The sequence below is a fragment of the Nocardioides phosphati genome, from assembly GCF_014646375.1.
Lineage (GTDB): Bacteria > Actinomycetota > Actinomycetes > Propionibacteriales > Nocardioidaceae > Nocardioides > Nocardioides phosphati.
The window spans coordinates 235,706-258,192 of the sequence record NZ_BMNI01000003.1; the positions used below are offsets into that span (position 1 = coordinate 235,706).

29 protein-coding genes are annotated in these 22,487 nt (G+C 71.1%); 13 read left to right on the plus strand and 16 right to left on the minus strand.

What is annotated here, in order from left to right; translation table 11 throughout:
• Positions 1-2: 2 nt before the first annotated feature.
• From IEX47_RS08365 to IEX47_RS08375, 3 genes are all read right to left on the minus strand, one after another.
• Entirely contained in the window at positions 3-461 is a 459-nt protein-coding gene (locus IEX47_RS08365; RefSeq protein WP_188783543.1) for a hypothetical protein, read from the minus strand.
• 2 nt (positions 462-463) lie between these two features.
• Positions 464-985 carry a DUF2231 domain-containing protein gene (locus tag IEX47_RS08370; protein WP_188783544.1) on the minus strand — a complete coding sequence of 174 codons (522 nt, stop codon included), beginning with the start codon at positions 983-985 and terminating at the stop codon, positions 464-466.
• Positions 986-1,080: 95 nt separating this feature from the next.
• Positions 1,081-1,509: an organic hydroperoxide resistance protein gene (locus tag IEX47_RS08375; protein WP_229662737.1), complete on the minus strand. Its 429-nt coding sequence runs from the start codon at positions 1,507-1,509 to the stop codon at positions 1,081-1,083.
• A gap of 38 nt (positions 1,510-1,547) precedes the next feature.
• Here IEX47_RS08375 and IEX47_RS08380 point away from each other — a divergent pair, with 38 nt between their 5' ends.
• On the plus strand, positions 1,548-1,988 hold the full coding sequence (locus IEX47_RS08380) for a MarR family winged helix-turn-helix transcriptional regulator (protein WP_188783546.1): 441 nt from the start codon (positions 1,548-1,550) through the stop codon (positions 1,986-1,988).
• 22 nt (positions 1,989-2,010) lie between these two features.
• Here IEX47_RS08380 and IEX47_RS08385 read toward each other — a convergent pair whose 3' ends face one another.
• From IEX47_RS08385 to IEX47_RS08395, 3 genes are all read right to left on the minus strand, one after another.
• On the minus strand, positions 2,011-2,373 hold the full coding sequence (locus IEX47_RS08385; protein ID WP_188783547.1) for a hypothetical protein: 363 nt from the start codon (positions 2,371-2,373) through the stop codon (positions 2,011-2,013).
• A 76-nt stretch (positions 2,374-2,449) separates the two neighbouring features.
• Entirely contained in the window at positions 2,450-2,821 is a 372-nt protein-coding gene (locus IEX47_RS08390; RefSeq protein ID WP_188783548.1) for a hypothetical protein, read from the minus strand.
• Entirely contained in the window at positions 2,818-3,204 is a 387-nt protein-coding gene (locus IEX47_RS08395) for a hotdog fold thioesterase (protein ID WP_188783549.1), read from the minus strand. Before IEX47_RS08395 ends, IEX47_RS08390 begins: the two co-directional genes overlap by 4 nt.
• 136 nt (positions 3,205-3,340) lie before the next feature.
• Here IEX47_RS08395 and IEX47_RS08400 point away from each other — a divergent pair, with 136 nt between their 5' ends.
• Positions 3,341-3,736 (plus strand): DUF4870 domain-containing protein, encoded by a 396-nt coding sequence (locus IEX47_RS08400; RefSeq protein ID WP_188783550.1) that lies wholly within the window; start codon positions 3,341-3,343, stop codon positions 3,734-3,736.
• A gap of 15 nt (positions 3,737-3,751) precedes the next feature.
• On the opposite strand, the gene leuE is transcribed toward IEX47_RS08400, so the two are convergent.
• On the minus strand, positions 3,752-4,405 hold the full coding sequence (gene leuE / locus IEX47_RS08405; RefSeq protein WP_188783551.1) for a leucine efflux protein LeuE: 654 nt from the start codon (positions 4,403-4,405) through the stop codon (positions 3,752-3,754).
• A 52-nt stretch (positions 4,406-4,457) separates the two neighbouring features.
• Here leuE and IEX47_RS08410 point away from each other — a divergent pair, with 52 nt between their 5' ends.
• Complete coding sequence (locus IEX47_RS08410) at positions 4,458-5,297, plus strand: metal-dependent hydrolase (protein ID WP_188783552.1); 840 nt, start codon at positions 4,458-4,460, stop codon at positions 5,295-5,297.
• A 14-nt stretch (positions 5,298-5,311) separates the two neighbouring features.
• Here IEX47_RS08410 and IEX47_RS08415 read toward each other — a convergent pair whose 3' ends face one another.
• Entirely contained in the window at positions 5,312-6,502 is a 1,191-nt protein-coding gene (locus IEX47_RS08415; protein ID WP_188783553.1) for a RimK family alpha-L-glutamate ligase, read from the minus strand.
• Between the two features lie 26 nt (positions 6,503-6,528).
• Here IEX47_RS08415 and IEX47_RS08420 point away from each other — a divergent pair, with 26 nt between their 5' ends.
• The 3 genes from IEX47_RS08420 (at position 6,529) to IEX47_RS08430 (ending at position 8,500) form a co-directional block, all read left to right on the plus strand.
• Entirely contained in the window at positions 6,529-7,044 is a 516-nt protein-coding gene (locus IEX47_RS08420) for an ATP-dependent zinc protease family protein (protein ID WP_229662738.1), read from the plus strand.
• Complete coding sequence (locus tag IEX47_RS08425; RefSeq protein WP_188783555.1) at positions 7,034-7,984, plus strand: succinylglutamate desuccinylase/aspartoacylase family protein; 951 nt, start codon at positions 7,034-7,036, stop codon at positions 7,982-7,984. The genes IEX47_RS08420 and IEX47_RS08425 overlap by 11 nt, the downstream gene beginning before the upstream one ends.
• Positions 7,985-8,056: 72 nt before the next feature.
• On the plus strand, positions 8,057-8,500 hold the full coding sequence (locus IEX47_RS08430) for a DUF4383 domain-containing protein (RefSeq protein ID WP_188783556.1): 444 nt from the start codon (positions 8,057-8,059) through the stop codon (positions 8,498-8,500).
• Between the two features lie 29 nt (positions 8,501-8,529).
• Here the strand turns inward: IEX47_RS08430 and IEX47_RS08435 are convergent, their stop codons facing one another.
• Both IEX47_RS08435 and IEX47_RS08440 read right to left on the minus strand, forming a co-directional pair.
• Entirely contained in the window at positions 8,530-8,925 is a 396-nt protein-coding gene (locus IEX47_RS08435) for an SRPBCC family protein (protein ID WP_188783557.1), read from the minus strand.
• 194 nt (positions 8,926-9,119) lie between these two features.
• A complete protein-coding gene (locus tag IEX47_RS08440; RefSeq protein ID WP_188783558.1) occupies positions 9,120-10,943 on the minus strand; it encodes a phosphoenolpyruvate carboxykinase (GTP) in 1,824 nt (607 codons plus the stop codon).
• Between the two features lie 171 nt (positions 10,944-11,114).
• On the opposite strand from IEX47_RS08440, the gene IEX47_RS08445 reads away from it, so the two are divergent.
• Entirely contained in the window at positions 11,115-11,453 is a 339-nt protein-coding gene (locus IEX47_RS08445; RefSeq protein WP_188783559.1) for an ArsR/SmtB family transcription factor, read from the plus strand.
• A 3-nt stretch (positions 11,454-11,456) separates the two neighbouring features.
• Here IEX47_RS08445 and IEX47_RS08450 read toward each other — a convergent pair whose 3' ends face one another.
• Positions 11,457-11,693 carry a DUF1272 domain-containing protein gene (locus tag IEX47_RS08450; RefSeq protein WP_188783560.1) on the minus strand — a complete coding sequence of 79 codons (237 nt, stop codon included), beginning with the start codon at positions 11,691-11,693 and terminating at the stop codon, positions 11,457-11,459.
• A 40-nt stretch (positions 11,694-11,733) separates the two neighbouring features.
• The gene (locus tag IEX47_RS08455; RefSeq protein WP_188783561.1) at positions 11,734-12,909 is read right to left on the minus strand and encodes an alpha-hydroxy-acid oxidizing protein; all 1,176 of its coding nucleotides are present in this window, start codon (positions 12,907-12,909) and stop codon (positions 11,734-11,736) included.
• A gap of 165 nt (positions 12,910-13,074) precedes the next feature.
• On the opposite strand from IEX47_RS08455, the gene IEX47_RS08460 reads away from it, so the two are divergent.
• On the plus strand, positions 13,075-13,920 hold the full coding sequence (locus IEX47_RS08460) for a hypothetical protein (RefSeq protein WP_188783562.1): 846 nt from the start codon (positions 13,075-13,077) through the stop codon (positions 13,918-13,920).
• A 3-nt stretch (positions 13,921-13,923) separates the two neighbouring features.
• On the opposite strand, the gene IEX47_RS08465 is transcribed toward IEX47_RS08460, so the two are convergent.
• Entirely contained in the window at positions 13,924-14,670 is a 747-nt protein-coding gene (locus IEX47_RS08465) for a PaaX family transcriptional regulator C-terminal domain-containing protein (protein ID WP_188783563.1), read from the minus strand.
• Positions 14,671-14,728: 58 nt separating this feature from the next.
• Between IEX47_RS08465 and IEX47_RS08470 the strand changes: the two genes are divergently transcribed.
• From IEX47_RS08470 to IEX47_RS08490, 5 genes are all read left to right on the plus strand, one after another.
• Positions 14,729-16,381 carry an acyl-CoA dehydrogenase family protein gene (locus IEX47_RS08470; RefSeq protein ID WP_188783564.1) on the plus strand — a complete coding sequence of 551 codons (1,653 nt, stop codon included), beginning with the start codon at positions 14,729-14,731 and terminating at the stop codon, positions 16,379-16,381.
• Entirely contained in the window at positions 16,378-17,148 is a 771-nt protein-coding gene (locus tag IEX47_RS08475) for a crotonase/enoyl-CoA hydratase family protein (protein ID WP_188783565.1), read from the plus strand. Before IEX47_RS08470 ends, IEX47_RS08475 begins: the two co-directional genes overlap by 4 nt.
• Before the next feature lie 70 nt (positions 17,149-17,218).
• Positions 17,219-17,383 carry a hypothetical protein gene (locus IEX47_RS08480; protein ID WP_188783566.1) on the plus strand — a complete coding sequence of 55 codons (165 nt, stop codon included), beginning with the start codon at positions 17,219-17,221 and terminating at the stop codon, positions 17,381-17,383.
• A gap of 82 nt (positions 17,384-17,465) precedes the next feature.
• Positions 17,466-17,633 (plus strand): hypothetical protein, encoded by a 168-nt coding sequence (locus tag IEX47_RS08485; protein ID WP_188783567.1) that lies wholly within the window; start codon positions 17,466-17,468, stop codon positions 17,631-17,633.
• Between the two features lie 81 nt (positions 17,634-17,714).
• Positions 17,715-19,538, plus strand: coding sequence for a CocE/NonD family hydrolase (locus IEX47_RS08490; protein ID WP_188783568.1), 1,824 nt, complete (start codon positions 17,715-17,717; stop codon positions 19,536-19,538).
• 118 nt (positions 19,539-19,656) lie between these two features.
• Here the strand turns inward: IEX47_RS08490 and IEX47_RS08495 are convergent, their stop codons facing one another.
• From IEX47_RS08495 to IEX47_RS08505, 3 genes are all read right to left on the minus strand, one after another.
• Positions 19,657-20,085, minus strand: coding sequence for a VOC family protein (locus IEX47_RS08495; RefSeq protein WP_188783569.1), 429 nt, complete (start codon positions 20,083-20,085; stop codon positions 19,657-19,659).
• Between the two features lie 133 nt (positions 20,086-20,218).
• Positions 20,219-20,659, minus strand: coding sequence for an SRPBCC family protein (locus tag IEX47_RS08500; protein WP_188783570.1), 441 nt, complete (start codon positions 20,657-20,659; stop codon positions 20,219-20,221).
• A 58-nt stretch (positions 20,660-20,717) separates the two neighbouring features.
• Positions 20,718-22,283 carry an SDR family NAD(P)-dependent oxidoreductase gene (locus IEX47_RS08505; RefSeq protein ID WP_229662739.1) on the minus strand — a complete coding sequence of 522 codons (1,566 nt, stop codon included), beginning with the start codon at positions 22,281-22,283 and terminating at the stop codon, positions 20,718-20,720.
• Positions 22,284-22,487: the final 204 nt, after the last annotated feature.

A 22,487-nucleotide genomic window follows, 5' to 3' on the forward strand; every position in this document is an offset into this window, starting at 1 on the left:
GCTCAGCATGCTCGCCGGGGAAAAGCGGCACCGTCCGCTCGGGTGCGGCGCCGGCGTTCGACGACCGTGGCGGCGGTGACGCCGAACGCGACGTGGTCGGCCACCTGCGGGGCCAGCGGGAGCGCGTGGATGCGCGGGAAGGCGCGGCCGACCAGCCCGAGGTCGAGGGCGGCGATGGCGAGGCCGGCGCCCGTGCCGCCCGCCACCGGGTGGCCGGGCGCGAGCAGGCGGGCGATCACGAGGCCCCAGCCGAACGAGAGCGCGCCGTGGGCGAGCGCGGCGGCGGGGAGCAGCCGCGAGTCGCGGCGTTCGTGGGGGAGCAGCAGCGTGCCGGCGGCTCGGGTCGCCTCCAGCGGGCCCTCCCCGCGCGCCAGCGCGACGAGGGTGGACGGTGCCCCGCCGAGTACGCCTGCCCAGGCCCCGGCGGCGACACCGTCACGCACCCACGTGCGGCGCGGCATCGTCAGGAGGGCCGCTCGTAGCCCTCGGCCTGGACCCGCTCACTCGCGACGCGGACGCCGTAGCGGTAGGCGAGCTGTCCGCCGAGGAATCCCGAGGCTCCGAGCAGGACGAGCGCGACGAGCGACAGCACCCAGTCGATCGCCCTGATCTCCTCGTAGCCCTGGGCCCGGCGGACGAGGAAGTCGACGAGGAAGAGCACGACCACGGTCAGGTTGAGCGCCATGTGGGTGATCGCCGTGCGGAACGCGACGGTGCCGCGCGGGATCACCAGCAGGTCGAGGAGCCCGAAGAGCGCCGCGGCGAGAGCGCCGACGAGGCCCAGGCCGATCAGCCAGTAGGAGGCCTCGGCGAACATCTCGGCGTCGTCGTCGGTCAGCACGGAGGCCACCTGGAAGACGACGGCAGCGACCCAGGCGCCGATCGGCACGGTGACGAAGATGGGGTGGAACGGGTGGCCGTAGGGGCCGGCGAGCGGGGTCCTCGGCTGCTTGGCAGAGAGTCGCTGCAGGTCGGGGTCGGTCATGGTGCGCCTCCTTCACGACGGTACGCCGGAGACGTACCCGCCGCGAAGGAGCCGCACGCAGTCGATGACGGTGCTGAGGGCCGGTGCGCGAACCGTCAGGCGACGGTCAGCGCGACCTCGACGTTGCCGCGGATCGCGTTGGAGTAGGGGCAGACCTCGTGGGCGGCCTTGACCAGCGTCTCGGCGGCGGCGGTCTCCATGGCGGGCAGGGTGACCTCGAGCGCGACGGCCAGGCCGAAGCCACCGCTCGGCAGGGCGGTCAGGCTGACGTCCGCGACGACCTCGGAGTCGGTCGCGTCGCCACCGAGCTTGCCGGCGACGAGCTTGAGTGCGGAGTGGAAGCACGCGGCGTAGCCGGCGGCGAAGAGCTGCTCGGGGTTGGTGGCCCCGCCCGGGCCGCCGAGCTCGACGGGCATGCGGACGTCGGCGTCGAGGAGGCCGTCGGTGGACTGGACGTGGCCGTTGCGGCCGTCGCCCGTGGCAGCGGCACTGGTCGTGTAGAGGGTCTTCATGTGCACAACCATATTGTGCACAATCGAATAATGCAAGATACAGTTTCCCCGTGACCGACCATCCCCAGCTCCAGCTCGACGCGCAGCTCTGCTTCCCGCTGTACGCGGCGACCCGTGCCGTCACCGGTGCGTACGCCGACCTGCTGGCGCCGGCGGGCCTCACCTACCCGCAGTACCTCACCGTGCTGGCGCTCGGCGGCGCGGACGGTCCGATGACGGTGGGCGACCTCGGCCGCGCGCTGCGCCTCGACTCGGGCACGCTCACCCCGCTGCTGAAGCGGCTCGAGGCGGCCGGCCACGTGGCACGCCACCGCGACCCCGCCGACGAGCGCCGCGTTCTCGTCGCGCTGACCGGGCAGGGCCGGGAACTGCGCGACTCGCTCGCGGACGTGCCGATGCGCATGGCAGAGCGGATGGGCCTCCCGCGCCGGGACGTCGGCGAGCTGCGCCGGCTCCTGGGCGCGCTGCTCGAGGGCCTCGACGGCCACTGACCGCCGGGCCCTCGTCAGCAGGTCAGGCCGCGTCCTCCAGGAAGATCACCGGCGGGAGCTGTAGGGCCGGGGCGTACTGCTCCGCCTCGACCGCCTCGATCAGCGACCGCACGTGCGACCGCTCTCCGGGCGGGCACGAGATGCACAGCGAGGGCGCACCGGCGTGGTCCTCGAGCGCGTTCGGGAAGCCGGCCGCGGTCAGCTCACTGCCGACGACGACTGGGTCGACGCCCGGCGGGACCTCCCACGTCACGGTCGGCGTCAACGGGTCGTGGAGCCGCTCGTCGAGCGCCTCCTCCTTGCGCAGCATGGCTGCCACGGCGAGGCCGATCATCACGAGGACGACCAGCCCGACCAGCACCAGGGCGATCGGAGCCCACACCATCGTCACCACCTCCAGGGGTTGCCTGGTCAGGCGGTACCCCCGCGGGGTGTCGGTCACGCCTCGGGCGTCAGGGGCGTCAGTCCAGGCCCTCGAGCGTGTCCGGTACGACGAAGTCGTCGCCGCCCAGCAGCGCGTCGGGGTCACGCCGGACCGGCATGGCCTCGACGACGAGCTTGGTCAGCTTCGCGGCCGGCTTCGAGCCGGCCGCGGCGGCGTACTCGTCCTTGGTGAACTCCGGCGTCGCGCCGACCGTGGGCCGCTCGGGGAGGGCGAGGAGGGCGGGGATGACCGCCTCGCCGACGGCGGCGCGGCGCTGGTACTTCTCGAACTTCGGCAGGAGCTCCCAGGCCGTGTCCTTCGCCTTGCGCCAGGGGGCCAGGGTGGCCTCGAAGAGCTGCTGCGCGACGCGGTCGATGCCGACGGTCATCTCGCGCTCGGTGAACTTCATGCGCGCTCCCGGCGGTTGCCGCGGCCGGTGGCCCGCGCGACGACCTCGTCGCCGCGGTAGACCTTGACCACGTAGATGTCCTCCTTGGGGAGGCGTACGTCGACCTTCGCCTCCGCGCGGAGCTGGTCGCCCTCGCGCACCGGGCGGAGGTAGTCGATCGCGACGTGGCTGATGACCCCTGAGTGGGTCTCGTTGTTGGCCGCCGCCGCGAGGGCGATGCCGGAGACCGAGAAGAGGAAGGCGCCGTGGGTGGTGCCGTGCGGGTTCAGGTGGTCGGAGGTCACCGTCACGAAGGACTCCGCGTGACCGCCGCCGTGCTGCACGATCTCCACGCCGAGGTGCTTCGCGTAGTTGTCGACCGGTGCGTTGCTCTGGGACGTCATGGGTCCCAGTGTGAAGGACGCGGGAGGCTCTCCCTGACCGCGTCTCGGGGAGATCTCAGGGGTGATTCCGGGGGCTTGCCGGAACCACAGGCACGCCTCCGTCCGTTTCACTGGTGTCCTCGACCAAGGAGAACCCATGACGAACCCGTACGCCCCGAAGCCGACCTCCGCCCCCCAGCTCACCCCGCAGGAGGAGCGCAGCTGGTCGATCGGCGTCCACGCGGTCACCGGCGCCGCGATGGTGCTGAGCGCAGGAACGCTCGGCTTCGTCGCCGCCCTCGTGGTCTACCTGATGTACAAGGACCGCGGTCCGTTCATCCGCCACCACGCGGCCAACGCGCTCAACATCCAGCTCACCGCGCTGGTCTGGGGCGTCGCCGTCCTCGTGTTCGGCATCCTCACGATCGGTGTCGGCTGGCTCCTCTTCGCCGTCATCCCGTTCGTGGCCGGCGCGCTCCACCTGCTCGGTGCGCTCGCTGCGTCCCGTGGCGAGTGGACCACCCCGCCGTTGACGATCCGCTTCGTGCGCTGACGCCGCTGCGCTCGCTCAGGCGTGCGCCAGGGCGAGCTTCGCGGCGAAGCCGAGGAAGATCGCGCCGATGGCCGACGTCCCCGCCGCCGACAGTGCGCGCCGGCGGCGCACGGCGTCGGCCAGGCGGGCGCCGAAGAAGATCAGGACGCTGAGGTAGAGCACGCTGGCGATCTGGGCGAGCGCGCCGAGCACCAGGAAGGTGAGCGCCGGCCACGCGTAGTCGGGGTCGACGAACTGCACGAAGAAGGCGACGAAGAAGAGGATCGCCTTCGGGTTGACCAGGCTGACCACGAGCGCCCGGTGGTAGGGCCGCTCGCCGGGGGCCTCCACCGGGGCGTCCGCCAGCGGATCGACCGTACGCCGCCGGGTCCGCCACGTCGCCCACGCGCCCCGCAGCAGGCCGGTCGCGAGCCAGGCGAGGTAGCCCGCGCCGAGGTACTTCACGATCGCGAAGAGCAGCGGGTTGTCACGCAGGAGCGAGGCCACGCCGGCCGCCGTCAGCACCATCAGCACCGTGTCGCCGGTCCACACGCCGGCCGCCGCCGCGTAGCCCGCGCGCGTGCCGCGCCGGGCGGCGACGGACACGACGTACATCGAGTTGGGGCCGGGCAGCAGGATGATGAAGACCAGGCCGACGAGGTACGTCGCGAGGTCGGTGATGCCGAACATGGGCTGATGATCCCCCCTCGACGGGTGCCGGCGCACGTCGTACGTTCGAGGCATGACGGGCGAGGTGCACGCACGACGGATCCGGTTCTCCTACCCCCAGGGGTCGCTCGACCGGCACTACGTGCAGGGCGACCTGGTGATGAGCCACGTGGTCAGCGTGCTGTCGGCGATCTTCCCCTCGGGTGAGGACTACTTCGTCCGCTCGGTGCGCAACTTCGCCGACGACGTCGAGGACCCGGTGCTGCGCGAGCAGGTGAAGGGGTTCATCGGCCAGGAGGTGACCCACGGGCGCGAGCACCGCGAGCTCAACCGGCGGCTCGACGAGATGGGCTTCCCGGCCCACCGGATCGCACGCAACAGCAAGGGCATGCTGCTCCGCTACGAGCGCTGGCTCCCGCCGATCCTCCGGCTCGCCCACACCGCCGCCCTCGAGCACTACACCGCGGTCGTCGCCGAGACCCTGCTGACCAAGCCCGAGGCGCAGGCACTGCTCGGCGACAACGAGGTCCGCAACATCCTGCTCTGGCACGCCCTGGAGGAGTCCGAGCACCGGGCCGTCGCCTTCGACGTCTTCCGCGCCGTCGGCGGCACCGAGCGGCGGCGGCGCCAGGGCTTCCGGATGGCGACCTTCGGCCTGACGGTGGTCACCGTCTTCGGCACGCTGCTGTCGATGTTCCTCACCGACCGCACGGCGTGGAACCCGTTCCGGCTCGTGCCGTCCCTCCTGCGGCTCCGGCACAACCCGTTCCTGCAGCGCGACGTGATGACCCGCCTGATGGACTACCGGCGCGAGGGCTTCCACCCCGACGACCACCCCAACGACGAGCTCATCGAGCGGTGGCGGGTCGAGCTCTTCGGCGAGCACGGCTCACTCGCCGACCACCTGCACTGAGCCGCCCGGCTCGCTCAGGTCTCGTTGAGCGGGTGCTTCGGGAGCTTCTTGACCTTCGAACGCCGGGTCTTGCGGTCGGGGATCATGCCGCGCATCTCCTCCAGCTTGCCGAAGCAGAGCAGGCGGTCCTCGGCCTCGAGCACGTTGCGGGCGCCGGGGTTGGGGATGACGATCGTGCCGCGGTGGAGCGTGAGCACGGTGATGTCGCTCTCGCGCAGGCCCGACTCGGCGAGCGTCTTGCCGACGAACGACCCGTCGCCATGGACCACGATCTCCGCCACGCCGTAGCCGGTCGAGACCGCGAGCCGCTCGCGCACGTCGATGTGGGGGAAGGCGACCTGGTTGTCGATGTAGTCGATGATCGCGCCGGCCACGTCGAGCTTGGTCGCCGCCTCGATGCCCTCGAGGCCGGGGGAGGAGTTGACCTCCATGACCAGCGGGCCGTCGGCGCCCTCGAGCATGTCGACGCCGGCCACCTTGAGGCCCATGATCTGCGCCGCCCGCACGGCCACCCGCTCGAACTCGGGGTCGAGCTCGACCCGCTCGACCGAGCCGCCGCGGTGCACGTTGGAGCGGAACTCGTCACCCTTCGCCGTACGCCGCATGGCAGCGACGACGCGGTCGCCGACGACCAGCGCGCGGATGTCGCGGCCCTTCGACTCCTTGACGAAGCGCTGGATCAGGACGTTCTGTCGCGTGCTCTGCAGGGTCTCGATGATCGCCTCGGCGACCTTGATCTCGGGGGCGAGGATGACGCCGATGCCCTGGGTGCCCTCGAGGAGCTTGATGACGACGGGTGCCCCGCCGACCCGCTCGATCGCGGGGATCACGTCAGCGCGGTCGCGGACGAAGGTCGTCGCGGGCATGCCGATGTTGTGGCGCGACAGGATCTGGGTGGCGCGGAGCTTGTCGCGCGAGTTGGAGATGCCGGCTGCGGTGTTGGGCGTGTAGACGTCCATCTGCTCGAACTGCCGGACAACGGCGGTGCCGTAGTAGGTGATCGAGTTGCCGATGCGCGGCAGGACCGCGTCGTAGTCCGACAGCGGCTTGCCGCGGAACTGCAGGGCGGGTTCGTCGCCGGCCAGGTCGATGCCGAAGCGGAGCGTGTTGAGCACCTTCGCGTCGTGGCCGCGGTTGAGCGCGGCGGAGCGGAGGCGCTGCGTGCTGTAGGACCGCGGGGCGCGGGAGAGAATCGCGAGCTTCACCGAGTGCCTCTGCTTGGATGGGGGCCGTGACCGCCACCCATCCAACCAGACCCCCGGAGACGGCGGGCTGGCGTGAGTGGGTCAGCCTGCCGGACCTCGGCGTGCCGTGGACCAAGGCGAAGCTCGACACCGGGGCCCGCTCCTCCGCGGTTCACGCCTTCGACCTGGAGCCCTTCGAGCGCGAGGGCCGGGAGTGGGTCCGGTTCTCGATCCACCCGTGGCAGCGCAGCGCCGAGGACGCCGTCGAGGTCGAGCTCCCGGTCCACGACCGGCGCACGGTCCGCAGCTCGTCGGGCCACGCCGAGGAGCGCTACGTCGTGCTCATGGCGATCCGCCTCCTCGAGCAGACGATCACCGCCGAGGTGACGCTGAGCCGCCGCGACGAGATGGGCTTCCGGTTCCTGATCGGGCGCGAGGCGCTGCGCCAGGGCTTCGTCGTCGACTCCGCGCGGTCGTACGTCGGCGGCCGGCCCCGCCGCGTCGTACGCCGGAAGAACCGGGGCGTGGCGCAGGTGGCCAAGGCGGTGACCGATGGCGCGTGAGTCGTTCGCGATCGGCAACGTGCGCGTGCGCGCCGGGTCGGCGAAGTCGGTCGAGCTCCCGATCACCCGCCTGGTGACCGGCGGCGACGCGAGCCTTCCCGTGCACGTGGTGCACGGCAAGGACGCCGGCCCGGTCATCTGGGTCAACGCGGCGATCCACGGCGACGAGGTGCTCGGCGTCGAGGTGATCCGGCGGGTGATGACCGACCTCGACCCGAAGACACTGCGCGGCACGGTCGTCTTCGTGCCGGTGGTCAACGTGCTCGGCTTCATGAACGGCGACCGCTACCTGCCCGACCGCCGCGACCTCAACCGGATGTTCCCCGGCTCGGCGCGCGGCTCGTTGGCGTCGCGCATCGCGCGGCTCTTCATGGACGAGGTCGTCTCCAAGTGCGAGCTCGGCATCGACCTCCACTCCGCGGCCGACAAGCGCGACAACTACCCCCAGATCCGGGCCGACCTCGACGACCCGGTGACCCGCAAGCTCGCCCAGGCGTTCGGCGCCCCCGTGATGCTCCACGCGAAGCTCCGTGACGGCTCGCTGCGCCAGGCCGGCCTCGACGTCGGCGCGCGCGTGCTCCTCTACGAGGCCGGCATGGCGATGCGCTTCGACGAGGCGCCGATCCGGGTCGGCGTCGCCGGCGTGCTCCGCGTGCTGACCGCGATGGACATGATCGACCTCCGCCCCGAGCTCATCGAGCCGCCGTACGTCGAGGAGTGCCGCTCCAGCGGCTGGGTGCGTGCCCGCGGCACGGGCATCCTCCATCTCGAGGTCGACCTGGGCGCCGAGGTGCGCGAGGGCCAGCGGATCGGCGGGCTCTCCGACACCCTCGGACGACGCGTCCGCCTGGTGCACGCCGACCGCACGGGCGTCGTCATCGGCCTCACCCGCGCCCCGATCGTCAACGCCGGCGACGCGATCGTGCACATCGCCAACTGACGTCGCCAACCGGCTGCATCCACACGCTCGTCGCGGGTACCTGAGGGAAACCCGTTTCGAGAGGAGTGTGTGATGAACACCGATGTCAGGTACGACGCCTCACCTGTCCAGGCGGCCGCGGCCGTGGTGGCGCTGGCCTTCGGGATCGTCGGCGTGGCCGGCTTCGTCCCCGGGCTCACCACCGACTACGGCGACCTCACCTTCGCCGGCCACGACTCCGGCGCCATGCTGCTCGGGATCTTCCAGGTCTCGATCCTGCACAACCTGGTCCACCTCGGATTCGCCGTCGCGGGCTTCGTGCTGGCGCGCACCGCCGCGGGCGCGCGGGGCTACCTGATCGGTGGCGGCGCGCTCTACCTCGTGGTCTTCCTGTACGGCCTGGTCGTCGGACTGCACGACAAGGCCAACTTCCTGCCGGTCAACGACGCCGACGACGTGCTGCACGTCGTGCTCGGTGCCGGCATGGTCCTGCTCGGCCTGCTGCTGGGGCGTCCGCGACCGATCGACGCGCACTGACCTGCTGGCGCGTGGGCAGCTGCGTCGCCTCAGGCGGCGGAGCGGTGCTCGATCAGCTCGACCACACGCGCGAGCGTGCGGCTCATGGCCTTGGCCGCTGCCTTCTCGATGAGGGGAGCGGCCAGGCCCACGATCGGGGCCTCGCCGGTCTGACGCAGCGTCAGCTTCGTCCACGCGCCCGCGGGCGCCCAGGTGTACGTCGCCTCCAGGGCGACCGGGCCCTGCGCGGTCCTCAGCACCATGCCGACGGCCGGCTCGAACGACACCAGCTCGAAGCCGAGCGGCAGCTTGCGGCCCAGGACGTGCGGCAGCCAGGCCTCGGCGGTGGCCGGGTCGGCGGCGTGCCGCGCAACCTCCGCCACCGGGCGGCGTACGAGCGAGGAGACGGTGACGTCCATGGCGGGTGCTGCGACCGTGGTGCTCATGGCCTGCCTTCCGGGGTCGGTGGGCCGGCTACCTGACTGGCCACTCGTCAGGAGAAACGGCGAGAACCCGCGACAGTGACGCAGTTCGACGATGAATTCTTTCCGCGCGTACGCCGAACGGCCGGCCGCAGACGCAGCGAGGGCCGCCCCTCCCGAAGGAAGAGCGGCCCTCGCCGTACGAGCTGGTGAGCCGATCAGGCCTCGTCGAGCGCCTTGGCGACGCGGTTGTGCGCCTCCCAGATGGCGTCCGGCAGACCGTCGAACTGCTTGAGGTGGTCCTCGCGGTAGCCCATCTCCTGCTGCCAGCGCTTGGTGTCGATCGTGAGCACCGTGTCGAGGTCGGCGAGCGTCTGCTCGTCGAGGCCGTCGAGGAGGAGCTCGTCACGCGCCGGGATGACGCCGACGGGCGTCTCGACACCCTGGACCTCGCCGTTGCGGTACTGCATGAGCCAGACCAGCGGGCGGAGGTTCTCGCGGTAGCCGGGCCACAGGAAGCGGCCGTCCTCGCCACGCTGGAACCAGTTCACGTGGGCGAAGATCGGGTTGTTCGTGGCCTTGCCGACGACGTCGAGCCAGTGCTGCGCGTAGTCAGCCTCGGGGTACGACATGAACGGACGCATCGACATCGGGTCGTAGCGGAGCACGCCCTCGAGGCCGTCGGCCGCGAAGGTGGCCTCAGCGCCCAGGGTCAGGCCGTCGTAGACGCCCTCGGCGAGGTCGTTGATCGCGCGGATCAGCGGCTCACGGTCGCGGGTGCGGCCACCGAAGATGATGCCGTGGATCTCGACACCGGCAGCGTCGTCGTAGTCGGGAGCGACGTTGGGGACGTTGGCCAGGGTCGTGGTGAAGCGCGAGTTGGGGTGCGCCCAGTTCTCGCTGGCGGTCTCGGGGGACCGGTCGGCGATGCGCTCGCCCTTCCAGTCCAGCCATCCGTCGAGGTCCGTCGGCTTCTCGCCGCGACCCTCCCACCAGACTTCCTGCGTCTTCTCGTTGTAGGCGACGTTGGTGTAGATGACGCCCAGGCCCGGCTTGATCGACTCGATCGCGGTCGGGTTGGTGTGCTCGTTGGTGTCCTTGGCGACACCGAAGACGCCGTTCTCCGGGTTGAAGCCGCGGAGCACGCCGTTCTCGTCGACCCAGATCCAGGCGATGTCGTCGCCGTAGAACTCGACGTGGTAGCGGTCGCCCAGGGCGTCCGGCGAGAGCGTCATCGCGAGGTTCGTCTTGCCGGAGGCCGACGGGAACCCACCGCAGATGTTGTACTTCTTGCCGGTCTCCTTGTCGGAGATGCCGAGGAGCATGAACTGCTCCACGAGGAAGCCGTTCTTCCAGCCGTCGTACGAGCCCTGGCGCAGGCCGTGGGCGATCTTGCCGAGCAGCGCGTTGCCGCCGTACGACGAGCCGAAGTGCAGGATCGTGCGCTCGTCGGCGACGGTCACGAAGTAGCGCTTGTCGTCCGGGGTGCCCTGGCCGAGGTTCGGCAGGTCGCCCGTGACGTGCACGGCGCGGACGAAGTCGTTGCCGAGGTGGTTGATGTACTCCACGCCGACGCGGGCCATGCGGATCATCTGCAGCACGACGTTGATGTTGTCGGTGAGCTCGACGCCAGCGGCGAACTTGTCGAGCGGACCACCGGCAGGGGCCATGAGGTACGGGATCACGTACATGGTCTTGCCCTTGGAGGCGCCGGTCATCAGCTCGACGAGCTTCGGCTTCATCTCCGACGACGGGCGCCAGTTGTTGTAGGTGCCCTTGTCACGCTCGTCGGCCGTGGCCACGATCGTGCGCTCCTCGGCGCGCGCGGTGTCCTTGAAGTACGAACGCGAGTAGTAGGAGCCCTCACCGGCAGGCAGGAGCTCACCCGCCTCCAGGGCCTCGGCGATCAGGCGCGCGTCGTCGGCGGCGGAGACCACCTCGATGCGCTCAGCGCCGGTCACGGCAAACCACTCGGCGACGTACGCACGCACGTCCTCGTTGGTCAGCCCAGCCTGGTCAAGCACGGTGTTGACGTCAGTCATTTGGTCCTGTCCTCTCGACTCTGACAAGTCATTGCACACGACACGCCCTCGGATCGCACATTCGTGAGGCTACTTGAGATGAAGAGTTTCGCAAGTCATGTAGCCTTCATGTCCAATGGTGATGGACGTCGCCGTTGACGGACAGGATCAGGTCGCGAGCGAGGAGCTGTGGTGGGAGTACCGCTGTATCAGGCTAAGGCCGAGTTCTTCAAGACGCTCGGGCACCCTGCCCGGATCCGGATTCTGGAACTCCTGAGTGAGCGGGATCATGCCGTGCATGAGCTCCTCGAGAAGATCTCGATCGAGCCGTCCAACCTCTCCCAGCAGCTCGGCGTCCTGCGTCGCACGCAGCTCGTGACGTCCAACCGGGCCGGCGGCGCGGTGGTCTACTCGATCGCCGTCCCCGAGGTCCGCGACCTGCTCCTGGCGGGCCGCCGGATCCTCACCCAGCTCGCCGCTGCCCAGTCGCAGCTCGGTGCCGAGCTCGCCGTGGACCTGCCGGAGTCCTGACCCTCAGCTGCGTGCCCGCCTGACCCGGCGTACGACGCGGGCGGGCGCGCGCCGGGCGATCTCGCGCAGGCCGGTCACGCGGCGGGGGCGCGGGACGAGCTCGCCGGCGCAGTTGGGGCAGGCGTCGAGTGCGGCCTCGCAGGTGGTGCAGTAGGTGCACTCGTAGGAGCAGATGAACGCCTCGGCGGCGTAGTCCAGCGGGGCGGCGCACAGCTCGCACTTGCTCTTCATCGACAGCATGAGCGGATTGTGCTCCTTCCCGACGGGATCCGGACGCCTCTCAGGGGATCCGGACGAGGATGTCGCGGGTCAGCTCGGCAATCGACGCGTAGCCGTTGAGACCCATCGTCAGGTCGGCCTCGGCCAGGAGGCACTGGAGCACGTGCTGCGCGCCCGCGGCGCCACCCATCGCGATGCCCCAGCCGTAGGGGCGGCCGATGCCGACCGCGGTCGCGCCGAGGGCAAGCGCCTTGACCACGTCGACGCCGGTGCGGACGCCGGAGTCGAAGAGCACCGGCATCCCGTCGGCCGCGGCGACCACGTCGGGCAGGAAGTCGAGGGCGGGCGCGGAGGCCGCCTGGCGACCGCCGTGGTTCGAGCAGTAGATGCCGTCGACGCCGCCGTCCTTCGCGCGGCGTACGTCGTCGGGGTGGCAGATCCCCTTGAGGAGCAGGGGCAGCTCGGTGAGACTGCGCAGCCACTCGAGGTCGTCCCACGAGAGCCCGGGGTTGCCGAAGGTCATCGCCCAGGCCAGCGTCGCGGCGCCCGGGTCCTCCTCGGGCGTCTTCTCCAGCCGCGAGCGGAAGACCGGGTCGGAGGTGTAGTTGGCCAGGCACTTGCCCTGCAGCTGCGGCATCGAGGCGTGACGAAGGTCGCGCGGGCGCCAGCCGAGCGACCAGGTGTCGAGCGTCACGACGATGCCGGCGTAGCCGGCGGCCTCGGCCCGCCGCACGAAGCTCTCGGCCAGCTCGCGGTCGTTGGGCGTGTAGAGCTGGAAGAAGCCGGGCGTCTCGCCGAGCTCGGGCGCGACGTCCTCCATCGGGTCCTGCATGAGCGTCGACATCACCGCGGGTACGCCGGTCGCGGCAGCCGCGCGGGCGGCCTCCTGGTCGCCGTGGCCGGCCTCGCCGTCAGCGACGTCCATGATCCCGACGACGCCGATCGGTGCCAGGAAGAGCGGCGTGGGGTAGCGGCGCCCGAAGAGCTCGATCGAGAGGTCACGCTCGGCCGCGCCGGCCAGCATCCGTGGCGCGATGCCCCAGCGACGGAACGCGTGGACGTTGCCGTCCTGGGTCGCCTCGTCGCCCGCGCCGCCCGCGACGTAGTCGTAGAGCACGTCGTCGAGGTGCGTGCGCGCGGCGGCCTCCCATCCGGCGTACTCCAGGGGGAAGGAGGGCATCGTGCCGAAGAGCCCGTTGAGGTAGACGCCGATGTTGAAGTCGGAGAAGTTCGCCATGGCCGCATCATGCCGTCCCCCGCGCAAACACTGGGGTCGCGACGGTGATTTATGGCGATTGTCCGGATTACCCGGGGGTACGTGCACCGCGGGGAGGGTCCACCTTGGGGCTCTGGATCTCTCGGGACAGGCTCCGCTCATCTCGCGGAGGCTTTCGTGAACACGATGACGACACGGGGTCGACGACCGGCCCGGTCCACGCTGGCGATGGCGCTCGGCATCGCCGTACCGCTCCTGTCGGCCAGCCTGCTGGTCGGCGGCCCGGCTGCTGCGGAGCGCGGCGGTCCGGCTGCCCCTGCGCCGGCTGTCGCGTCGACAGCCGCACAGGCGCAGCCGGGGGACCAGCAGCCCCCGGCGCCGCCCGCCGACCCGCCGGCCAGCCAGGCGCAGGTCCCCGCGCAGCTGCCCGCGGCGCCCCCGGCGCCGCCCGCCGCGCCGCCTGCGGCCCCGCCGCCCGCGCCTCCTGCCGCAGGGGGAGATCCCGCCGCGGGAGGGGGCTCGGGCAGCGGCTCCGTCAAGGCCCCTGTCGTCGACACCACCGCGGGTGAGCGGGTGGTGATCTGCAAGTACGTGCGGAAGCCGCACGTGGCGGAGGTGGCGAGCCACGTCATCATCGTCAACGAGCAGGCTCTTGTCGGCCGCGGCTTCACCGGCACTTTCCCGTGGGCGTTCAGTGACGCGCAGTTCCGCTCCGTCGCGATCAGGTGGGCGCATGCCGGAGAGCAGGCCCGGCAGGTCTCGCTCAGCGACTGCCCGCGTACGCCGACGGGTGGCGGAGGCGGCGGAGGTGGCTCGGGTGGCTCGACCGGGGGCAGCAGCTTCGGCGGTGACACGGCGACGTTCGTGCCCTCCCGGCACCTCGCCACCACGGCCGCGCCCGTCCGCACCGCCGCCGGCGAGCTGCCGCAGACGGGTGCGCCGAGCGGCCTGGAGGAACTCCTGCTGCTCTCGGCGGCAACCCTGCTCGGCGGTGTCGCCCTCCGGGTGCGTGCGCTGCGACGGGCTGCCTGAGGCTCAGCCGGCGAGCCCGCGACCGCTCGAACGGGCGATGTCGCGGAGCTCGCCGCGGTAGTCGGCGTACGCCGCGCGGAGGCGCTCGCCCGGCCAGTCGGGCGGGAGCAGCTCGTGGGGGAGCAGCGGGTCCGCTGCGAGGTGGCGGACCAGCTGCGCGGCGGCCGCGAGGCGGAGGGCCGGCTCCCGCGTGGTCTCCAGGAGGGCGACCAGCTCGTCGCCGTCCTGCGCCCAGGCGGTGAGGTCCCACAGGCCGGCGGCCAGCTCGGCGGGATCCTCCGCGGGGACGGCGGTGAAGGTGGAGAGCACCGGGTCGCCGGCGTACGCCGCGGGGCGGCGGAGGTTGGCGGGCCGGGTCCACACGCCCTCGCGCAGCTCGGCGAGCCGATGCGCCGCGAGCAGGTCGCGGAGGGCCGAGCGCTCCTGGCCGGACCGGCCGGTGACGACGACGACGGCCATCTCCCACTCGCCGTGCCACGGCGAGGCGGCGTCCTCGACGGCCTCGTCCTGGCGGCGCTGGCGGGCAACGAGGCGCGCACCCAGCGTGTAGTCGCCGCCCTCCCGCTCGAGGTCGCCGGCGGCGACAGCCCGGGTCAGCGCGACGCGCATGGTGGAGGCCGGGATGCCGAAGTGCTCGCCGGCGGAGGTCAGCGTCGCCGGGCTCATCCGCCCGGGGTGGCTGCCCAGGAGCAGCGAGAGGGCGACCGAGCGGGCGGGCAGGGGCTTGGCGGCGCTGGTCACGGGCGCCATGATCGCACGCTACAGATCTGGACACGACTGATCGACGAACTGTAATGTCGGGAAAGTGATGACCAACGCGCGCGACGCCTTCTCCACCCATGAGGTCCGCAACCAGGTCCCGCCGCTGGTGGGGCACAACACCGCCGATGACCCGACGCTCCGCGAAGGGCTCGAGCGCGAGGGTGCCGGTTGGGCGGTGCCCGAGGTCGACGAGCTCGGCCGGCTCGCGGGCACGGCCGAGGCGCAGGCCTGGGGCCGGCTCGCGGAGCGCGTGGCTCCGGTGCTCCACACCCACGACCGCTACGGCAACCGCGTCGACGAGGTGGAGTACGTCCCGGCGTACCACCAGCTGATGGAGACCGCGGTCGGGCACGGCCTCCACGGTGCTCCGTGGGCCGACGACCGACCCGGCGCCCACGTCGCCCGCGCCGCGAAGTTCTACGCCTGGAACGTCGACGCCGGCCACGGCTGCCCCATCTCCATGACGTACGCCGTCGTTCCGGCGCTCCGCGCGAACCCGGAGCTCTCCGCGGCGTTCGAGCCGCTGCTCACCAACCGTGCCTACGACTTCGGCCTGCGTGACCCCGCGACCAAGCGTGGCCTGATCGCCGGCATGTCGATGACCGAGAAGCAGGGCGGCTCCGACGTACGCGCCAACACGACGACCGCGAGCCGGCAGGCCGACGGCACCTGGGTCCTGCGTGGCCACAAGTGGTTCACGTCGGCGCCGATGTCCGACATGTTCCTGACGCTGGCGCAGACGCCTGCGGGCGTGACCTGCTTCCTCGTGCCGCGCGTCCTGCCCGGCGGCGAGCCCAACGCGATGCGCTTCGTCCGGCTCAAGGAGAAGCTCGGCAACAGGTCCAACGCCTCCTCCGAGATCGAGTACGACGCGGCCGTCGGCTGGCTCGTCGGTGAGGAGGGCCGGGGCGTCCGCACCATCGTCGAGATGGTGAACATGACGCGCCTCGACTGCGTGATCGGCTCGTCTGCCGGCCTGCGCACGGCGGTCACGATGGCGGCGCACCACGCGCGGCACCGCTCGGCGTTCGGCAAGCTGCTCGTGGACCAGCCCGCGATGCGCAACGTGCTCGCCGACCTCCAGGTCGAGTCCGAGGCGTCGACGACCGCGATGATGCGGCTGGCCGGTGCCAACGACCGTGCGATCCGTGGGGACGAGGGCGAGGCGGCGCTGCGCCGGATCGCCCTGGCGGTCACCAAGTACTACGTCTGCAAGCGCTCCCCGATCGCGGTCGGCGAGGCGCTCGAGTGCCTCGGCGGCAACGGCTACATCGAGGAGCACGACATCGCGCGGATCTACCGCGAGATGCCGCTGCTCTCGATCTGGGAGGGCTCGGGCAACGTCGCCGCCCTCGACGCGCTGCGGGCCCTCGCGAAGGAGCCGCACACGCTCGACGCCTTCTTCGCCGAGGCATCCCTGGCGGAGGGCGTCGACGCCCGCTACGACGAGGCTGTCGACCGGCTGAAGAAGGAGCTCACGTCGTTCGACGACATCGAGCTGCGCGCGCGGCGGATCGTCGAGCAGATGGCACTGGTCTTCCAGGGTTCGCAGCTGCTGCGCCACTCGCCGGCCGCCGTCGCCGACGCCTTCTGTGCGTCGCGGCTGGGGCGCGACTGGGGCGGCGCGCTCGGCACCCTGCCGCCCGGGCTCGACCTGGACCCGATCATCGAGCGCACCGCGACCGGCTTCCCCGGATGAGCGTCCGCGTCGAGAAGCGCGGACCGGTCACGGTCGTCACGCTCGACCGTCCCGAGGTCCGCAACGCCGTCGACACCGAGCACGCCAAGGCGCTGCACGCGGCGTTCCTCGCCTTCGACGCCGACCCGGACGCCGCGGTCGCGGTGCTCCACGGGACCGGCGGCACGTTCTGCGCGGGCGCGGACCTCAAGGCCGTCAGCGGGGGGACGATGGAGGTCGCGCCGCCCACCGGTGCCGACGACGACCTCGGCCCGATGGGGCCGACCCGGCTCCGCCTCACCAAGCCGGTCATCGCCGCCGTCGAGGGGTACGCCGTGGCCGGCGGCCTCGAGCTCGCCCTCTGGTGCGACCTGCGCGTCGCCGACCCGGGGGCGACGTTCGGGGTCTTCTGCCGGCGGTGGGGCATCCCGTTGATCGACGGCGGCACGATCCGGCTGGGCGAGCTCATCGGCCGCTCGCGTGCCCTCGACCTCGTGCTCACCGGTCGCCCCGTCGACGCCGCCGAGGCGCTCGGCTCCGGCCTGGTCAACCGGGTCTCGGAGCCGGGCGAGGCGCTCGACGCTGCGATCGAGCTGGCCACCCGCGTCGCGGCGTTCCCGCAGGCCTGCCTGCGCTCGGACCGGGCCTCGCTGCTGGGCTCCGCCGGACGTCCTGAGGCGGACGCGCTGGCGGAGGAGTGGCGCCTCGGTGAGGCGGTGCTGATCGAGGCGATGACGGGTGCCGGCAGGTTCGCCGAGGGGGCCGGTCGTCACGGCGCCGGGGCGTAGGAACGGGCGCTCCTCGAGCGTAGGTCCGGGCGGTCTCCGAGCGTAGGATTGTGCGGTCGAAGGAGGAGTCATGAGTGCCGGAGAGATGATCGTGCTGCTGGTGATCGTCGCGTTCTTCATCGGTGCCGCGCTGATGGGCGTGGCCCGGCCGTGGGACCCCACGGACGCCGCGCACCACCCGGACATCCTGGACGCGGACGCTCCCGTGCCGCCGTCGGAGGAGTCGCCGATCTGAGCGCGGCTGCCTGAGGGCTGCCGCATCAGACATATCGGGCGTACGCTCGACAGAGAGGGGCACTCTTTTCCGGAGGTTCGCCGTGCAACCGTTCATCGAGATCTTCACGCGTGACCAGGTGCTCATCCTGATCGCCATCCTCTTCTTCTTCCTGCTCTCGATCGTGATCTCGCTGTCGGCGCGCAAGGACGCCGAGGACGGCGACCTCGAGCACTTCGACCACGAGCACGGCGAGGCCGACGCCCGCTGACGCCCGGCGGCACCGTTACGTCAACGGAGTCGCCTGTGGGCCGATGCGTAACCAAGTGGCGTGCTTCACAGTTGTGCAGGCATGTCCCCTCGTCGTCATGCCCGTCGTCCCCTGAAGAAGGCCGTGCCGCTGGCCGGTCTCGCCGCCGTCGCCACGGTCCTCGTGGCGCCCCTCGCGCCTGCCGTCTCCGCGCCGGCGTACACCGTGCAGACGCTGCACTTCGCCGTCACGACCGGTCCTGCTGACGAGACGCCGTGCGACATCGTCGGCGACCTCTACCTGCCGGCCGCTGCGTCGAGCGCCAGCCGCGTCCCGGCGATCCTGACCACCAACGGCTTCGGTGGCTCCAAGGACGACCAGGCCGCCTGGGGCGCGGACTTCGCGACCAAGGGCTACGCCGTCCTCTCCTACTCCGGCCTCGGTTTCGGCGGCTCGAGCTGCAAGATCACGCTCGACGACCCCGACTGGGACGGCAAGGCGGCCAGCCAGCTGGTCTCTTACCTCGGCGGCGCGGGCGGCATCGCCTACACGGATGCCGCGCACACCACCGCTGCTCCGGCGCTCGACGTCGTCCAGCTCGACCAGCGCAACCACGACGGCGGCACGTCGGCCCACGACCCGCGCGTCGGCCTGATCGGCGGCTCGTACGGCGGCGGGTTCCAGTTCGCCGTGGCCGGGCGCGACCCGCGCGTCGACGCCCTCGTGCCGATCATCACCTGGAACGACCTCTCCTACAGCCTCGCGCCGAACAACACCGACAAGGTGGCGTCGGATCGCGTGTCCTCGACCAACTCCGGCGCGACGAAGCTCGCGTGGGGCCTTGGCTTCTCGGCCCTCGGCCTCACCGGGGACGTGCAGAACCAGCAGATCCCCGGCGACCCGATCCCGTGCCCCAACTTCGCCGACTGGGTCTGCCCCGCCCTCCTCACCGCCGGCACCACGGGCTACTTCGACGCGGCGTCGGTCGCCGCCGCGCGCCACGCCAGCGTCGCGTCGTACATGGGTGGGGTGAAGGCGCCGACGCTGCTGATGCAGGGCCAGGCCGACACGCTCTTCAACCTCAACGAGGCGACGGCGACCTACCGCGCGCTCAAGGCGCAGGGCACCACCGTGAAGATGGTCTGGCAGCACTACGGCCACAGCTCCAACGGGATGCTGCCGGGCGAGAACGCCTACCTCGTGTCGCGCGCCACGGCGTGGTTCGCCCACTACCTCATGGGCACGGACGTGAGCACCGGCCCGGAGTTCGCCTACTACCGCGACTGGCTCGACACCGGTGACGCGGGCGCGACGTTCGCCTCGTCGAAGAGCTTCCCGGTCGGCGCCGGCCAGGCACTGCGCCTCTCGGGCGGCGGCCTCCTGGGTGCCGGCACCCTCACGTCGGGAACCCCGCTGGCCGGCTCGCAGTCGTTCACCACCCCGGGCGCCGGCGCGCCGGTCTCCTTCCCGGAGACCGACGTCGTCAGCGGCTTCGTGAAGGACCCGGTCGCCGACGCCGTCGACGTCCCCGGCACGTACGCCGCGTGGTCGACCGGCCCGCTGGGCAGCAAGCTCGACGTGGTCGGCTCGCCGGTCGCGACGCTGAAGGTCGACGCGCCCTCGGCCGCGCTCACGCAGGGCACCGGTGAGGCGGGCCAGCTGGTCCTCTTCCTCAAGGTCCAGGACGTCGACGCCTCCGGCCACGCGGTGACGATCAACGCGCTCGAGGCTCCCGTGCGGATCGCCGACGTGACGAAGCCCTTCACGACGACGCTGCCGGCGATCGTGCACCGCTTCGCCCCGGGCCACACGCTGCGCTTCGTGGTCGCGGGCGGCTCGGTCAACTACCGCGGTGGTCTGACGTCGACGCCGGTGACGATCGCCAGCGGCAGCGGCCAGACGCTGACCCTGCCAGTCGTGCCCTGACCCTGCGCGCCGGAGTGTCACCGCGACACTTCGGCCATGCGTGACACCTCCGAAGTGTCACAGCGGCCCAGACTGTCACCGTGACGGTCTGGGCCGCTGCTGCGTCCGGAGTGCAGGCTCAGCTGCGCGCGGCGGCGTTCTCCGCGGAGACGATGTTGACCAGCCAGCTGATGCCGAACTTGTCGATGACGTGGCCGAAGACGTCGCCCCAGGGCTGCTTGCCGAGCGGCATGCCGATCGTGCCCTCGGCGGCGAGCGCCTCCCAGTAGGCCCGGAGCTTCTCCTCGCCGACGCCCGAGAGGCTGACCGAGAAGCCGGCCGGGGCGATGAACTCGCCCATTGACGGGTGACTGTCGGAGGCCATCAGCGTGAAGCCCTCGTCGGTGACGAGCATCGCGTGCATCGTCAGGTCGGCGGCCTCGCTGGTGTCGCCCATGTCGCCGAACTTGCTGACGCGGAGGTCGCCGCCCAGGAAGGACTGGTAGAAGGCCATGGCCTCGGCGGCGTTGTCCTTGAAGTTGATGTACGGGTTCAGGATGTTGGTCATGGGGACAGCCAACACCTGACCACCGACAACGGTCGAGGCTTTCACCGACCCGACGGCACACCTTCAGCCGTACGACGCACGAACGCCCGCCGGAAGCGTCTTCCCGCGGGCGTCGTACGTGTGTGTCTGGGGGTCAGAGGGACTCGAGCTTCTCCTTGAGCGACTTCGTCGAAGCGCCGGCAGCGATCTTGACGACCGGCTCGACGACCTTGCCGAGCGCCTTGCCGGCGATGCCGCCGCCGAGGTCGTAGTCCCAGGTGACCTTGATCTTGCAGGTGGTGGCACCGGTGGGGGTGACCAGCCAGTGCGAGGTGTTCTTGATGCCCTTGAAGGAGTCGAGCACCATCAGCCGGCCCTCCTCGAACTCGATGACCTCGAGGTGCGACTGGAGCTTGGCGCCGAGCTTGATCGTGCCGTCGAACTTCGCGCCGACGCCGCGGGTCTGCTCGGTCAGCGCCTTGAGCTCGCTGAGGCCGTAGAGCCAGTCGGCGATCTTCGTGTAGTCGGAGAGGTACGCGAAGGCGACGTCGGAGGCGACGTTGACGTCGTTCTCCACGGAGACAGAGTTGGCCATGCCGCGACCCTAGCCGGAAAGTGCGACTCGCTGTCGTACTGATCGGCCGTGTGCTCCATCACCAGGGGCTGGGCTCGTAGTCCTTCACGAAGACGCCGTAGATGTCGTGGCCCTGCTCGCCCATGACGATCGGGTCGTAGACGCGGGCGGCGCCGTCGACCAGGTCGAGCGGGGCGTGCCAGCCCTCGGCGGCGATCCGGAGCTTCTCGTAATGCGGCCGCTCGTCGGTGATCCAGCCGGTGTCGACGGCGGTCATCAGGATCCGGTCGGTCTCGAAGTACTCGCCCGCAGAGGTGCGCGTCATCATGTTGAGCGCGGCCTTGGCCATGTTGGTGTGCGGGTGGCCCGGGCCCTTGTAGCGCCGCGAGAACTGCCCCTCCATGGCCGACACGTTGACGATGTACGCGCGGCGCGCGCCGTTGGCGATCGCCTGGCGCATGGCGGGACGCAGGCGCGAGTTGATCAGGAAGGGCGCGATCGAGTTGCAGAACTGCACCTCGAGGAGCTCGAGAGGGTCGACCTCGTCGAGCACCTGGGTCCAGGAGTTGTTGTCCTGGATGTCGGGGATCAGGCCGCCGGCGTCGATCGCGGTGCCGGCCAGGTGCTGCTCGAGGCTCGCGTTGCCGGCCTTCAGTGCGAGGGCCGTCATCGACGCAGCGTTGTGGGCCGCGAGCGCCGCCTCGTGCGACTCGCCCTCGTGGTGCGCGACGGCGGTGTCGGCCAGGGCACCGGCGATCGCGGCGGGGTGTGCCTCGGAGATCCGGTCGAAGGTGACCATCTCCGGCAGGGCCTTGATGCCGAGCGACTCGGCGGTCCCGAGCGGTGCGTTCTCGCCGTCGATCAGGTGCGAGTAGGCGCCGGGGAGGCGGCGTACGGTCTGGCAGGCGTTGTTGATGATGATGTCGAGCGGGCCGTCGGCCGCGACGTCGTCGGTCAGCGAGATGACCTGCGTGGGGTCGCGCAGGTCGATGCCCACGACCTTGAGCCGGTCGATCCAGTCGGCGGAGTCCTCCATCGCGGCGAACCGGCGCACGGCGTCCTTGGGGAAGCGCGTCGTGATCGTCGTGTGCGCACCGTCGCGGAGCAGGCGCAGGGCGATGTACATGCCGATCTTGGAGCGGCCGCCGGTCAGCAGCGCGCGCTTGCCGGTGAGGTCGGTGCGCTGGTCGCGCTTCTCGTGGCTCTTGGCCGCGCAAGTCGGGCAGAGCCAGTGGTAGAACGCGTCGACGAGGGTGAAGTCCTGCTTGCAGATGTAGCAGCCGCGTGCGGTGATCAGCTCGCCCGCGAAGGCACCCTTAGCCGTCGAGACCAGCGGGATCCCGGCGGTCTCGTCGTCGATGCGCATCGGGGAGCCGGTCGCGGTCTTCTCGATGATCGCCTGGTCGTGCGCCTGCTTCTCCTGGCGGAGCTCCGAACGGCGCTGCTTCTTGATCAGCTTGTACATGTACGACGCGCCGCGCTTCATCGTGCGGACGTCCTCGTGCTCGGGGTCGAGCCGCGGGATCTCGCTCAGCACCTTGAGGGCGATGCGCAGCTCTTCGGGGTCGATCCGCTCGAGCGGGGCGTCGTCGATCGGACCACCGAAGGGGTGGTCGTCCTGGGGCTGGTCGTCGCGGTGTGGCACGGCCGAATCGTACGGCGCGGCGCGGGGTCGCCCCGAAACGGCGACGGGGCCGCAAAGCGGAGGGCCCGAAATACATTCGAGCCCGTCTCGGCCAGCGGGAGGGAGGGAGTGCTGGCGGAGACGGGCTCGACGGTCAGGGAACTGGGAGGGAGGTTGTTCCCCGACCGTTGTGCCTTGATAAACGCGGCGCGGAGCCGGGGGTTA